11 protein-coding genes and 1 pseudogene are annotated in these 13,484 nt (G+C 60.5%); 9 read left to right on the forward strand and 3 right to left on the reverse strand.

Annotation, left to right across the window (positions count from 1 at the left end):
* Positions 1-10 precede the first annotated feature (10 nt).
* The 3 genes and pseudogenes from HDG32_RS28260 to istA all read left to right on the forward strand — a co-directional run.
* Positions 11-1,120: an HBL/NHE enterotoxin family protein gene (locus HDG32_RS28260; RefSeq protein ID WP_184072338.1), complete on the forward strand. Its 1,110-nt coding sequence runs from the start codon at positions 11-13 to the stop codon at positions 1,118-1,120.
* Positions 1,121-1,593: 473 nt separating this feature from the next.
* Positions 1,594-1,821, forward strand: a complete 228-nt coding sequence (locus tag HDG32_RS28265) for a hypothetical protein (protein ID WP_184072340.1) — start codon at positions 1,594-1,596, stop codon at positions 1,819-1,821.
* 239 nt (positions 1,822-2,060) lie between these two features.
* Positions 2,061-2,999 (forward strand): annotated as a pseudogene (istA, locus tag HDG32_RS28270) (IS21 family transposase); the annotation flags it as partial.
* A 24-nt stretch (positions 3,000-3,023) separates the two neighbouring features.
* On the opposite strand, the gene HDG32_RS28275 reads toward istA, so the two are convergent.
* From HDG32_RS28275 to HDG32_RS28285, 3 genes are all read right to left on the reverse strand, one after another.
* Positions 3,024-3,542, reverse strand: coding sequence for an ankyrin repeat domain-containing protein (locus tag HDG32_RS28275; RefSeq protein WP_184072342.1), 519 nt, complete (start codon positions 3,540-3,542; stop codon positions 3,024-3,026).
* 70 nt (positions 3,543-3,612) lie between these two features.
* Entirely contained in the window at positions 3,613-4,221 is a 609-nt protein-coding gene (locus HDG32_RS28280; RefSeq protein ID WP_184072344.1) for a hypothetical protein, read from the reverse strand.
* Positions 4,222-4,257: 36 nt separating this feature from the next.
* Positions 4,258-4,677 carry a group II truncated hemoglobin gene (locus tag HDG32_RS28285; protein ID WP_184072346.1) on the reverse strand — a complete coding sequence of 140 codons (420 nt, stop codon included), beginning with the start codon at positions 4,675-4,677 and terminating at the stop codon, positions 4,258-4,260.
* Between the two features lie 379 nt (positions 4,678-5,056).
* Between HDG32_RS28285 and nifH the strand changes: the two genes are divergently transcribed.
* The 6 genes from nifH to nifE all read left to right on the forward strand — a co-directional run bounded on the left by nifH (position 5,057) and on the right by nifE (position 13,454).
* Positions 5,057-5,938 carry a nitrogenase iron protein gene (nifH, locus tag HDG32_RS28290; RefSeq protein WP_018423167.1) on the forward strand — a complete coding sequence of 294 codons (882 nt, stop codon included), beginning with the start codon at positions 5,057-5,059 and terminating at the stop codon, positions 5,936-5,938.
* A gap of 103 nt (positions 5,939-6,041) precedes the next feature.
* A complete protein-coding gene (gene nifD / locus HDG32_RS28295) occupies positions 6,042-7,505 on the forward strand; it encodes a nitrogenase molybdenum-iron protein alpha chain (protein ID WP_133667172.1) in 1,464 nt (487 codons plus the stop codon).
* 61 nt (positions 7,506-7,566) lie between these two features.
* Positions 7,567-9,126: a nitrogenase molybdenum-iron protein subunit beta gene (gene nifK / locus HDG32_RS28300; protein WP_184072348.1), complete on the forward strand. Its 1,560-nt coding sequence runs from the start codon at positions 7,567-7,569 to the stop codon at positions 9,124-9,126.
* A gap of 480 nt (positions 9,127-9,606) precedes the next feature.
* The gene (locus HDG32_RS28310) at positions 9,607-11,025 is read left to right on the forward strand and encodes an AAA family ATPase (RefSeq protein ID WP_184072350.1); all 1,419 of its coding nucleotides are present in this window, start codon (positions 9,607-9,609) and stop codon (positions 11,023-11,025) included.
* A gap of 318 nt (positions 11,026-11,343) precedes the next feature.
* Positions 11,344-11,505, forward strand: coding sequence for a hypothetical protein (locus tag HDG32_RS28315; protein WP_018423161.1), 162 nt, complete (start codon positions 11,344-11,346; stop codon positions 11,503-11,505).
* A 500-nt stretch (positions 11,506-12,005) separates the two neighbouring features.
* On the forward strand, positions 12,006-13,454 hold the full coding sequence (gene nifE / locus HDG32_RS28320; protein WP_184072352.1) for a nitrogenase iron-molybdenum cofactor biosynthesis protein NifE: 1,449 nt from the start codon (positions 12,006-12,008) through the stop codon (positions 13,452-13,454).
* Positions 13,455-13,484 lie beyond the last annotated feature (30 nt).

Here is a 13,484-nt window from a genome sequence, read left to right on the forward strand (position 1 = left end):
GAGGGTAAAAATGCCGGATATCAGCGGAAATGCGACAGCAATTGGCGATGCAAACACTCAGCAAATGGGTGCTGCCCTGACCGTTCAAACCTATGCAAATAGCGTTCTCGAACAGCCCCAGGTGGATTTTTCTGGCATCGACGGTCTGTCGCAATACCAGACACAAATCAACGACGGGCTCACCACCGCGAAAGGCCATGCGATCTATTATCTGGACACGCTGCAGCCCAGCCTGATCGAAAACATGGCAAACATCGACAACTACTACCAGCTCAACAAAGCACTACCGGCGACGCTGCCGGCAGGCTCGACTGTTGCCGAGTGGACAGCCGCCCTCACGGCGGTGCAGCAGGAGTCGGTGAAATACCAAGGCGCCGCGAACCAGATTGTCACCAACCTCCAGACGCTTGGCGCGAATCTCACGACGGACTCAGCGGACTTCACAACCACCGTTACCAATATGAATAGTGCGGTTGGCGGAACAGACGGGATTCTCGCCACCATCAAAGGGGAACTCAGCAAAGCTCAGGCAGAAATCGACGGCGCAATCGCCGGAACCGTTCTGAGCGGGCTGACTGTCGTAGGCGGCGTATTTGTCATCTGCGTAGGGGCGATCGCTGAATTTGTCACCGCTGGCGCGTCTACCGGTGCAGTCATCGGCGGCGTTGGCATTGTCTTGATGGGAGTCTTCGGTGAAGCCGGCGCGGCAGCCGGGCTCGTCGCAGCGAATAAGGCGAAGGCGTCGCTGCTCACCGAACAAGCGGACCTGAAGGAAGAGGTAAAGCTCGCTACGGCGATTAGTGGCGGCTACACATCACTTTCTACGCAGGTCAATGGTGCCATTACTGCAGCATCGGCGATGGCAAACGCGTGGGAAAGCATCACATTTGATCTGGGCGACATCATCGCCGATTTGAACAAGGGGATTTCGAGTGCGGACGAGATCCGCACCCTGTTCATAAAAGCGGCAAACGGCGAAATCGGGACGCTCCTGGCGGACATCCAGACGGTCAAGGGCCAAATGGCTCGCGTAACCGTGCAATCGGCCGCCGCGCGTCAGACCGTAAGCGATCTCATCGCGAAGGTCGCCAATCTGCCCGCCTCAGCAGGAGTGGCGTAACGCGATCCGCTAGCCCGTGCGGCCTCCGTCGGGATTGATTCCAACGGAGGCGACCCCGTCATACCACAACGAAGGAAAGAGACAACATGGGTCCTTTTTCACAGACTTTGGCCGCCCTGAACAGTAGTGTCTCCAAATTGCGGTCCATCCAAGGATTGCCCGGCGACGCGGTGCCAATTCAGAACTCCGTCTGCAATTCTCTTATCGGCATTCTGAAGGACGCCGCTCCTTTTTAGACGGCCCTGCTCGGCTATACCGGTTCGGCAATCACCGCGCTGAATGGTGCGCTCGCTGACCTTAAAAAAGGTGCAAGTCCGGGCTCGATAGCCAAAACTGTCTCGGACGTCGCTGCCACCATCAGTACGTACCAACAAAGCGCGACATCACTACTCACCCAATCGAACGCTGCCGCGGCTCTCATGTCGTCGTCGGTTACGCAGCTAGCCCACGTCGAAGGCTCTATCCAGAGTCAGATGACGACATTGCAGGCACAGGAAGGCGCGGCACGGGGCCAATTGGCTGCCGCCGAGGCCTCCAGCCTTAGCGACCTGACAAATCTGAAGACCGCGATCGATGACACTGCCGCAGACTTCACCGTGATTATTAACGATCTCAATCAGGACCCGTCTCCCTTCGTCGTTGAGCTTCGTTTAACCACTTGTATCGCAATGCTCGGCGTTCTACAGGCCGACGCTTCCTGATAGTTCGAAGCTTTCGCGCTGCTCAATCGGTGGCGGAAGCCACCGATGAGTGGCAACCAGCGTGCCATACTGAACGCATCTCAAGACGTGCCACCGGGGCTCGGGGTGAACATACCGTGTTTACGCCGACCGAAAATTCGGCCACATGCCACATGTAGGGATCGCGCCGACTGAAAATTGAGCCGGGCAATCAACCTATCCTGCTAGTTTTTCTGGCAGGGTGTTTGGGGATGATCCCGATGACGATGATTGGCAAGGTGCGGCGGATGTTCCACCGCCAGAACAGGTCGGTACGCGAGATAGCACGTCTCACAAGCCTGTCGCGCAACACGATTAGTAAATATCTGAACATGGATGTTCAGGAGGAGCCGAAGTATCAGCGGCGCTCCCAGCCGACCCGGTTGACGCCGTTTCATGAGGCGCTGGTGCAGGCGCTCAGTGTCGACGCGCGGCGGTCGAAGAAGGAGCGGCGCACCGCCTGGATGCTGTTTCAGGAGATCAAGGCGGGCGGCTACGACGGCTGTTACTCGCGGGTGACCGATTTCATCCGGGGCTGGCGGCAAGGCGAAGGCAAGGCGGTTTCGAAATCGGCGTTTGTGCCGTTGCGATTCGAACTGGGCGAGGCATTCCAGTTTGACCGGTCCGAGGAAGGACTGGTTGTCGGCGGCATTTACCGCAAGCTGCAGGTGTCGCACATGAAGCTATGTGCGTCGCGGGCGTTCTGGCTGGTTGCCTATCCGAGCCAGCGGCACGAGATGCTGTTCGATGCCCATACGCGCTTGTTCGCGGCCTTCGGCGGGATGGCCCGCCGGGGCATCTACGACAATATGAAAACGGCCGTAGACAAGGTTCACAAAGGCAAGGGTCGCACAGTAAATCCGCGTTTCGCAGTGATGTGCTCGCACTACCTGTTCGATCCGGACTTCTGCAACGTCGCCAGTGGCTGGGAGAAAGGCGTCGTCGAGAAGAACGTGCAGGACAGCCGTCTGCGCATCTGGATTGAGGCGCGTGCGCAACGCTTCGGCAGTTTCGCTGATCTGAATGCATGGCTGGCGACCCGGTGCCGGTCGTCGTGGGATCAGGTGAAGCATCCGGACTATCGTGACCTGAGCGTCGCCGACGTGTTCGAGCAGGAGCGCGCCCATCTGATGCCGATGCCGACACCGTTTGACGGTTACGGTAAGACTCGCTAACAAAGCCTGTCATCCGAAAGCAAGCAGCAGTTGCAGCCCGAGGTCGGCTGCCATGTCGTGCGCGCTGCGGCCATCCGGTGCGCACAGTTCTGCGTTCGCCCCATGCGCAAGCAGCATCTGCAGGACGTCGAGGCGAGCGCTCGCGGCTGCCTGCATCAGGCATGTGATGTCGTCGTCGTTCACATGGTCGATCGGCGCGCCGGCGTCGATCAGCCGCAGGATGGTCGCGGGGCCGCCGTGCAGGCACGCGAACCAGAGCGCATGGTTGCCGTCGTCATCGAGCGCGTCGGCGCGTGCGCCGAGTGCGAGCAACGCTTCGACCACCGCGTCCTCGCCATGCTGCGCGGCGCGCATCAACGGCGTTTCGCCGTTCACGCAGCGCGAATGGGGAGCAGGGAAGCCGTGGTACGCCAGCCAGGTGGAAAGTGCGGCGGGCACGATCGTTTCGAGTTGTGCATCGGGGTTCCGGACAACGCGCGAGGCCAGGCGTTCGCGGACGACGAAAGCAGTGTCAGTGTGCATGATCATGGTCGCGTTCGGGTGCAAGGGAACATCGGTTGGCGCAGCCGCGCGGGCGGCAGCCGCAGGGACCCGCGCCTCAGACGGGCCGGTTCTCGTTGGGGTTGCGCACTGGCCCCATCAATTCAAGTCCTTCGCTGTAGGTGATCGTCTCGAAGGTCACGTCGAACTTGATGGCCGCGTCCGCTACCGCATCCAGCTTGCCGCCTGAGTCCTTTTTCTTCAATTCGTTCTTTTCGAGGTACAGCAGTTCGAGCATCTCGTTGTAGACGGTGGACTCGAGAATCGGCAGCACATAGAACATCGCGCCCTTGTACGGCACCTGATATCGCTTGCTCAGGTCGATGTTGTCGCAAAACAGAAAATACTTGCCATCCGCCGAGAGCGTGTCGCTGAGCACCTCGGCCACGTCCTTCAGATGCTCGAAGCTCAACAGATACCCGGCGAAGAACGGCAAGTGCTTATGGCCGATCGTCGCGCATGCCATCACCTGATCGCAGGTCAGCTCCGGCGGCCGCGCTTCGTCGGCGAGCTTTGGGGCAAAGCGCAGCGCAAGTTCGCCGCGGAAGCCGACCCGGCCGAACTTGTTCGTCAGCCCCTTGAGAACCGGGTTGAGCAGACGGCCTTCATGTTCGAGACGGGCGAACGCGGTGTCGTCGATCTCCTTGTGCGCGAGCGTTTCGGTCATCACAGATCCTTGGGTTAAACAGCGTTGAAGAGGGATTCACGTCTGCGTATTGCGCATCCGGTCGGCGATTTTGAAAAAGGCCTGCATCAGTTCATCGCGTAGCACCGGATCGACACCCGTCTCGTCGAACGCGGCGCGCATGCAAGCTAGCCACGCATCCCGTTCGGCGGTGCCGATCGCGAATGCGGCATGACGCGTGCGCAGCCGTGGTTGGCCGCGCTGTGCCGAGTACCGCTTGTCGGCGCCGAGCCATTCGCACAGATACAGCACCAGCACGGCCTTCGTCGAAGACAGGTCCGGGTGATGCATCGCGCGAATGCGCTGCGCGTGGGCCCGCGTATCCATGTGCCGATAGAACGCATCGACCAGGCGGATGACGGCGGTCTCGCCGCCTAGACGGTCGAAGTGCGTCTCGCGCGGCACCGGTCGCGAAGCTTGGGTGGCTGGTGTGTCCATGGCGCGATCAACGCAATAACCGAACCAGGCCGCAACCCGGCGATTGTCCGGCTGCACGCAGGCCAATGCGACAGAAATCGCACGACAAACGCGCCCGAATGGTTTCATTGGCGACGAAGTTCGCGTGGTTTGTCGCGAAATCGACAAGACAGAAGAGGAGTCCGCAAAAGTCCCGAACCAACCGCCGCAGCGCGGCGGGGCGGACGCGTCGCAGTACCGCTGGTGACGTGGCACAGAAGCTGCGTTTGGAGTCCAGCGCGGACACAGGTCCGGCCGATGCGTGGCTCGATATAAGAAGACCCATACAGGCACGACAGGCTGACATGGTCGCGGTTACGCAACCCTGATTTCAACCCTTCTTCCTGAATGGAGAAATGCAATGTCTAAACTTCGGCAAATCGCGTTCTACGGTAAAGGCGGTATCGGCAAGTCGACCACCTCGCAGAACACCCTGGCAGCCCTGACTGAACTCGGGCAGAAGATCCTGATCGTCGGCTGCGATCCCAAGGCGGACTCTACCCGCCTGATCCTGCATGCAAAGGCGCAGGACACCATCCTGTCGCTAGCGGCCGAAGCCGGCTCGGTGGAGGACCTCGAACTCGAGGACGTGATGAAGATCGGTTACCGCAACATCCGTTGCGTGGAGTCCGGCGGTCCGGAACCGGGCGTCGGCTGCGCGGGCCGTGGCGTCATCACGTCGATCAACTTCCTCGAAGAAAACGGCGCCTATGACGGCGTGGACTACGTGTCGTACGACGTGCTCGGCGACGTGGTGTGCGGCGGTTTCGCAATGCCGATTCGTGAGAACAAGGCGCAGGAAATCTACATTGTGATGTCCGGCGAAATGATGGCCATGTATGCGGCCAACAACATTTCAAAGGGCATTCTGAAGTACGCGAACAGCGGCGGTGTGCGGATCGGCGGGCTCGTGTGCAACGAGCGTCAGACCGACAAGGAACTCGAACTCGCCGAAGCGCTGGCGAAGATGCTCGGTTCGAAGCTGATCCACTTCGTGCCGCGCGATAACATCGTGCAGCACGCCGAGCTGCGCCGCATGACGGTGATCGAGTTCGCGCCCGAATCCAAACAGGCGGAAGAGTATCGCCAGCTCGCCACCAAGGTGCACAACAACGCGGGCAACGGCACGATCCCGACGCCGATCACGATGGATCAACTGGAAGACCTGTTAATGGAGCACGGAATCATGACGTCCATCGACGAATCGCAAGTCGGCAAGCCTGCAGCGGAACTGACCGCCTAAGCGAGCGCCGCTGCGCGCGGCCCGGTGTTCTTCTTCACGCGATGAACCGGGCCGTGCCGGCTACCCGCTGCCAGGCTTGATACTCACCCTATGGAGCATTCCCATGAGCGTCACTGTTGAAGAGCGCAAGGCCGCGAACAAGGCCCTGATCGATGAAGTGCTGAAGGCCTATCCGGAGAAGATGGCCAAACGGCGCGCCAAGCATTTGGGCACCTTCGAGGACGGCAAGCCCGACTGTGGCGTGAAATCAAACATCAAGTCATTGCCGGGCGTGATGACGATTCGCGGTTGCGCGTACGCCGGCTCGAAGGGCGTGGTCTGGGGGCCCATCAAGGACATGATCCACATCAGTCATGGTCCGGTCGGTTGCGGCCAGTACTCGTGGGCCGCGCGTCGCAACTACTACATCGGCACTACCGGTATCGACACCTTCGTGACGATGCAGTTCACGTCGGACTTCCAGGAAAAGGACATCGTCTTCGGCGGCGACAAGAAGCTCGACAAGATCATCGACGAGATTCAGGAACTGTTTCCGCTGAACAAGGGCATCTCGATCCAGAGTGAATGCCCGATCGGCCTGATCGGCGACGACATCGAGGCCGTCTCGAAGACGAAGAGTGCGCAGTATGAAGGGCACACCATTTTGCCGGTGCGCTGCGAAGGTTTTCGCGGCGTCAGCCAGTCGCTGGGCCACCATCTGGCTAACGATGCGATTCGAGACTGGATATTCGACAAGGCCGATCCGGACAAGCGGCCCGAATTTGTTTCGACGCCTTATGATGTTGCGATCATCGGCGATTACAACATCGCCGGCGATGCCTGGTCGAGCCGGATTCTGCTCGAAGAGATCGGCCTGCGCGTGATCGCGCAATGGTCGGGCGACGGCTCGATCGCCGAGCTCGAGAACACGCCCAAGGCCAAGCTCAATTTGCTGCATTGCTACCGCTCGATGAACTATATCAGCCGGCACATGGAAGAGAAGTACTGCATTCCGTGGGCGGAATACAACTTCTTCGGCCCGTCGATGATCGAGAAGAGCCTGCGCGAGATCGCCAGCCACTTCGACGACACCATCAAAGCCAACGCGGAGAGGGTGATCGCCAAGTATCGTCCCCTGGTCGATGCGGTGAACGCGAAGTTCAGAGCGCGCCTGCAGGATAAGACCGTGATGCTGTTCGTTGGGGGCCTGCGTCCGCGCCACGTGATCGGCGCCTACGAAGACCTCGGCATGAACGTGGTCGGCACCGGCTACGAATTCGGCCACAACGACGACTATCAGCGCACCACGCACTACGTGAAGGACGGCACACTGATTTACGACGACGTGACCGGCTACGAGTTTGAGAGGTTCGTCGAACAGGTCCAGCCCGATCTGGTCGGCTCCGGCATCAAGGAAAAGTACGTGTTCCAGAAGATGGGCGTGCCGTTTCGCCAGATGCACAGCTGGGACTATTCCGGTCCATATCACGGCTACGACGGCTACGCCATTTTCGCGCGCGACATGGACATGGCCATTTCCAGCCCGGTGTGGGGGCTCGCCAAGGCGCCCTGGAAGAAAAACCCCTAACGCCGGCCACCAGACTGATCACCGGACGGCAGGCCATTGAATTGAATATCAGGAGCATCCCGTGCCCCAATCCGCAGACCAGATTCTCGACCAGGAACTCCTGTTCCGTGAGCCCGAGTACCAGAAAATTTTTCGCGCGAAAAAGGAAAATTTCGAGTTCAACCATTCAGACGAGCAGGTCAAGCAGATCGTCGAGTGGACCAAGAGCGAAGACTACCGGCAAAAGAACTTTGCACGCGACTCGCTCACCATCAACCCGGCCAAGGCCTGCCAGCCGCTCGGCGCAGTGTACGTGGCCAACGGCTTTCACAAGACGCTCAGTTTTGTGCATGGCTCGCAGGGCTGTGTAGCCTTTTACCGCTCGCACTTCTCGCGTCACTTCAAGGAGCCGACCTCGTGCGTCAGCTCGTCGATGACCGAGGACGCGGCGGTGTTCGGCGGCATGAACAACATGATCGACGGCCTCGCAAATGCGTACAACCTGTACAAGCCCGACATGATCGCGGTCTCCACGACCTGCATGGCGGAAGTGATCGGCGATGACCTCGACGCGCTCATCAAGAGCAGCAAGCAGAAGGGCAGCGTGCCGGAAGACTACGACGTGCCGTTCGCGCACACGCCGGCCTTCGTCGGCAGCCACGTGACCGGCTACGACAACGCGCTGCTCGGCATCCTCAGGCACTTCTGGGACGGCAAGGCCGGCACAGCGACGCCGCTTGAGCGCGTGCCCGACGAGAGCGTCAACTTCATCGGCGGCTTCGACGGCTACGTGGTCGGCAACATGAAGGAAATTCGCCGCATCTTCGATCTGTTCGGCGTGACGGTGAACCTCATCTGCGACCCATCCGAAACGTGGAATACGCCGACCGACGGCGAGTTCCGGATGTACGAAGGCGGCACGACCAAGGAGGAAGTCGAGCGCGCGTTGAACGCGAAGGCGACCTTCGTGTTCCAGGAATACTGCTGCGAGAAGACCAGCAAGTTCATTGGCGAGCATGGCCAGGAAGTGGTGGTGCTGAACTCGCCGGTTGGCGTCGCGGGCACCGATCAGTTCCTGATGGAAATCTCGCGCGTGACCGGCAAGCCGATTCCGGCGCAACTGGAGAAGGAGCGAGGCCAGCTCGTCGATGCGATGGCCGACAGCCAGGCTCACCTGCACGGCAAGCGCTTTGCACTCTACGGCGACCCGGACCAGATGCTGGGCTACACGCGGTTCCTGCTGGAACTCGGCGCCGAGCCGGCTCACGTGCTGGCGACCAACGGCAACGAAACCTGGGCTGCGAAGGTGCAGGCGCTGTTCGACGCGTCGCCCTACGGCGCCGGCTGCAAGGTGTATCCGAAACGCGATCTGTGGCACATGCGCTCACTGCTGTTTACCGAGCCGGTGGATTTCCTGATCGGCAACACCTACGGCAAATATCTGGAGCGCGATACCAAAACGCCGCTGATACGCATGGTGTTCCCGATCTTCGATCGCCACCATTACCATCGCTTCCCGACCTGGGGCTATGAAGGTGCGTTGCGGGTGCTGGTCACGCTGCTGGACGAGTTCTTCGAAGCGCTCGACGCCAACACGATCGACGTGGCGAAGACCGACTACAGCTACGACATCATTCGCTGACGAGGAGAGCGCGGCCATGGCAGACACAGCGGATGCATCGGGCGCGGCAGACGCAGCTCTGGTCAAGATGACGCAGGACGGCCATAACGTCGAGGTCATCAACGACTAGGTTTGCCTGGCCGGTGTGGGCGAGGCCGACCACCTCGTCCCGCTGCCCGAACACCGGAACCCGCAGATGATCGCCCACGTGCTGCCCGGGGGCCCGCGCATGTGGCCGGCCGGTTGCCATTGACGCACGAGGAGATTGCGATTGCACAGGGTGCGATGTCGGCGGCTCGACGGCAGTTCGACGCGAGCCCGGCGGGCATCGCGCCGCGGTTACCTCGTGCGGTGTGGGCGAAGATTGCGGCGGAGGGTGTCGAGTAGCGGGGCACCGCTGAAAACGAAATTGCTGCGCTGTATGTAGCTAGCTGTAGCGACTCGTTGTTGCGCGTTCGCATCGGTACTTGGCGCCGCCATCTAATATCAAAGAGTCCGTTCATGAACCAGTTCACCGATATTGATCACAAGAACCTTGACCCGGTAAGGCAGCAATTTGCATGGGAAGCGCTAGCTGCGCATTTTGATGATCGGTCCCCGGAAGAGCTCACCTCCTCGCAGCGGCAGTTTCCCCATCACACGCGCCCCGAGCTTCAACAGACGCTCTCCCGCCTGCTGACGCCGTTCGCTCCGCGCCTTCTCGGCCTCAATCAGGTTCATGAGCGGTTTCCGTTGACAATTTCCTCGCTGTTTGTGCAGAGTACCGGCCCGATGTCTACCACGGTGTCCCTTGCTCCTGTGAAATACCGGGATGTCGATGTCGGAGAAGAAACACCGGTCGCGGTACTCGACAACGGCTTGTGGCTGATCACCGATGGCGAGCTGAGAGCCGCTGTGCTGTTCGAGCAGCACATGGAAGGAATGAACACGTCTATCGCGAGCGTGGAGATTGTCAGTCTGCCCAACGCGCGCGGGCTGGCCTTCGGCAGCGAGGTGTATGCGGGGCTGGAGCAGGCAATTCGCGAGTCCCGTCTGTACCGGGGCAAGGTTCTTTCCCTCGAGGTAACCGAGGATTATTCAGGCCAGCCCCGCAGCATCGTCGTGCACCGTCTGCCTGCCGTGGAGCGTCAGGACGTCATCCTGTCACCGCAAACCATGGAGCTGCTGGATCGCAATATTTTTGAATTCGCACGCACCAGAGAAGGATTAAAGATATTACGCCAGTCGTTGCAAAAGGGTGTCCTGCTGTACGGGCCGCCCGGAACGGGCAAAACCCATACGATCAAGTACCTCGCCAGCAATCTGCCAGCGCATACCACCCTTCTGATCAGCGCCAATCAAGTGGGGCAACTCGACAACTATATGCTGCTGGCCCGGTTGCTACAGCCAAGCATGGTGGTCATCGAGGACGTCGATCTGATCGGGAGACATCGCACCGAGATGCGCGGCCCGAAGGAAGAGAGTCTGCTCAACCGCTTGCTCAACGAAATGGACGGACTTCACCAGGACGCCGAGATCCTGTTCGTGCTTACCACCAACCGGCCGGAGGAAATCGAGGAGGCGCTCGCGGCCCGTCCAGGCCGGGTTGATCAGGCCATTGAAATACCGGCACCTGATGCGGATTGCCGGGCGCGCCTGCTCCGGCTCTACGGTTCGAGGATGAGCATCCCGGCAGACGTCGCAGCGTTTGCAGTGGAGCGGACTGAAGGCGTCAGCGCTGCATTCATCAAGGAACTGGTGCGCCGGTTGGCCCAGCAAAGTATTGCGCGTAAGGCACAGGGCGAAGTGAGCATGGAGGATGCTGAAAACGCGTTGCAGGACATGCTGGTGCGCAGCGGATACCTGAGTCAGGCGCTCCTTGGCGGCGCACCCGCACGGGAAAAACCGCAAGTACGAATCGTGGGTGACCAGTGCTTCTGAGCGTTGCAGGGAGCGAGGGGTCCGGTCCGGAAGAATGATCGGAAAGGGCCGGCGGCCCATATGCCGCCCCTGACTCACCATTTCATCTGCTGGCTACCGGCGTGCCCGTCGAGCATTCTCACTGATTGTGGATCCTGGCCGATGTTATCGAGCCGTTCTCAGTTAACGTGACCCCGTTCTCACTTAATGTGGACCTGGACGCGCCGATATTCTCAGCCAATGTAATCCCGAAAAAACGCTGTTATCGGGCCTTGGAGATTTATGTTATCGAGCCGCTACAGCTAGCCTGCGTGACGAACCTCAGCGAGGGAGCGGGGCATGATTTATGTAGTCGAGCAGTCTGACTCAGTGCCGCTGCGTGCGTGGTTCGCCTACGACGACTTTGAGCGCGAGGTGGCGGCGTCCGACCCGTTGAGCCTCGCGGAGATCAATGACGAGGTAACGCCGCGCGAACTGCTCGCGCTGGTCGACGACGACTGAGCCGCCCAGCGGGGCAGGCGGCGCGAATGGCGCATACACACTGGAAGAGCGTTCGGGATATGCGCGCAGGCGCGCTCGGTGCATTGCTCGAACGCGTACCGGCCGAGATCAGGCCTGAGCGCTTCGAGCGCTTGCTGGAAGTCTGTCTCTGCGACTTTGCGGCGTATCCCGGTCATGGTAGACGGACTACGCGAAAGCTCCACGGATGCGCCGCGCGCTGACTGCTTACCTGGCGGTTCGCGAACCCTTGAGGCCGGATGCGTTGCTGGAGGCGCGCGCGAATGCGATCGCACGGGTCCTGCTCAATACGGAACGGCAAGGCAGGCAGTGAACGTGTGTTGTCGTTTTCTGTGTCGCGAACCGTCTGTCGCAAACCGTTCAAACTCGCCATGACGATGCGCGCGAGCGACTGCTTCAGCGCCAATTGGCACGTTTTCAAGGCGTTTCCCGGTGGTATGGAACTTGCCACTAGAGAAACGTCCATCCATCAGGAGCACGTCATGTCTGCTTCGCTCAATGCCCAAATCGCCGAAGTTTTCGACGAGCCGGGTTGCGACAGGAATCAAGGCAAGAGCGAGAAGGAACGCAAAAGGGGCTGCACGAAGCAGCTTTCGCCGGGTTCGGCCGCGGGCGGGTGCGCGTTCGACGGCGCGAAGATCGCTTTGCAGCCGGTAGTGGACGTCGCACACCTCGTGCACGGGCCGATTGCCTGTGAAGGTAACTCGTGGGACAACCGGCACGCCGCTTCGTCCGGTTCGCAACTCTATCGCACCGGCTTCACCACCGATATCAACGAACTCGACGTGGTGTACGGCGGCGAGAAGCGCCTGTTCAGGAGCGTGCGCGAAATCATCGAGAAATACGATCCGCCCGCAGTGTTCGTCTACCAGACCTGCGTCACCGCGCTGATCGGCGACGATATCGAGGCAGTCTGCAAGCGCGCCACCGAACAATTTGGCAAGCCGGTGATTCCGGTCATTTCTCCCGGTTTCGCCGGGCCGAAGAATCTGGGCAACAAGCTTGGCGGCGAGGCGATCCTCAACCATGTGATCGGCACGCGCGAGCCCGAGTACACGACGCCGTATGACATCAACGTCATTGGCGAATACAACCTGTCGGGCGAACTCTGGCAGACCAAGCCGCTGCTCGACGCGCTGGGCATCCGTATCCTCTCGTGCATCTCCGGCGACGGGCGCTACAACGAGATCGCAAGTTCGCATCGCGCCAAGGTCAACATGATGGTCTGCTCGAAGTCGATGATCAACATCGCGACAAAGATGCAGCGGCGCTACGGCATCCCTTACTTCGAGGGCTCGTTCTATGGGATCGGCGACATGAGCGACACGCTGCGCCATATCGCCAGCCTGCTCGTGCAGCAGGGCGCGCCGCACGATCTGCTCGAGCGGACCGAGCGCCTGATCGCCGCCGAGGAAGCGCGCGCGTGGGAGCGCATCGCGCACTACAAAGCGCGCCTTACCGGCAAGCGGGTGTTGCTCATCACAGGTGGCGTGAAGTCTTGGTCGGTGGTTTCCGCGCTGCAGGAAGCAGGGCTCGAAATCGTCGGCACCAGCGTCAAGAAGAGCACTAAGGAAGACAAGGATAAGATCAAGGAGATCATGGGCGACGACGCTCACATGATCGACGGCATGACGCCGCGCGAGATGTACGCGATGCTCAGGGACGCGCGGGCCGACATCATGCTGTCGGGTGGCCGCTCACAGTTCGTCGCATTGAAGGCCCGCGTACCGTGGCTCGACATCAATCAGGAACGCCACCACCCTTATGGCGGCTACGAGGGGATCGTCGAGCTGGTGCATGAGATCGACCGCGCAATCTACAACCCGGTGTGGCAACAGGTGCGGATCCCTGCTCCGTGGGGCGACGACGGGGAAGCGCTCGGTGTGGTCCAGGGGCAAGCCGCCCGCCCGCTGTCGAGCGCCGCGGGGTAGGGGCGATGAGCCTCGAACCCGGTATACCGA

It is taken from the genome of Paraburkholderia sp. CI2, from assembly GCF_014201055.1.
GTDB classification, from domain to species: domain Bacteria; phylum Pseudomonadota; class Gammaproteobacteria; order Burkholderiales; family Burkholderiaceae; genus Paraburkholderia; species Paraburkholderia tuberum.

Coding starts and splice junctions, on each gene's coding strand:
- HDG32_RS28260 (WP_184072338.1), top strand. CDS start 11: ATGCCGGATATCAGCGGAAATGCGACAGCAATTGGCGATGCAAACACT.
- HDG32_RS28265 (WP_184072340.1), top strand. CDS start 1,594: ATGACGACATTGCAGGCACAGGAAGGCGCGGCACGGGGCCAATTGGCT.
- HDG32_RS28275 (WP_184072342.1), bottom strand. CDS start 3,542: ATGATCATGCACACTGACACTGCTTTCGTCGTCCGCGAACGCCTGGCC.
- HDG32_RS28280 (WP_184072344.1), bottom strand. CDS start 4,221: ATGACCGAAACGCTCGCGCACAAGGAGATCGACGACACCGCGTTCGCC.
- HDG32_RS28285 (WP_184072346.1), bottom strand. CDS start 4,677: ATGGACACACCAGCCACCCAAGCTTCGCGACCGGTGCCGCGCGAGACG.
- nifH (WP_018423167.1), top strand. CDS start 5,057: ATGTCTAAACTTCGGCAAATCGCGTTCTACGGTAAAGGCGGTATCGGC.
- nifD (WP_133667172.1), top strand. CDS start 6,042: ATGAGCGTCACTGTTGAAGAGCGCAAGGCCGCGAACAAGGCCCTGATC.
- HDG32_RS28310 (WP_184072350.1), top strand. CDS start 9,607: ATGAACCAGTTCACCGATATTGATCACAAGAACCTTGACCCGGTAAGG.
- HDG32_RS28315 (WP_018423161.1), top strand. CDS start 11,344: ATGATTTATGTAGTCGAGCAGTCTGACTCAGTGCCGCTGCGTGCGTGG.
- nifE (WP_184072352.1), top strand. CDS start 12,006: ATGTCTGCTTCGCTCAATGCCCAAATCGCCGAAGTTTTCGACGAGCCG.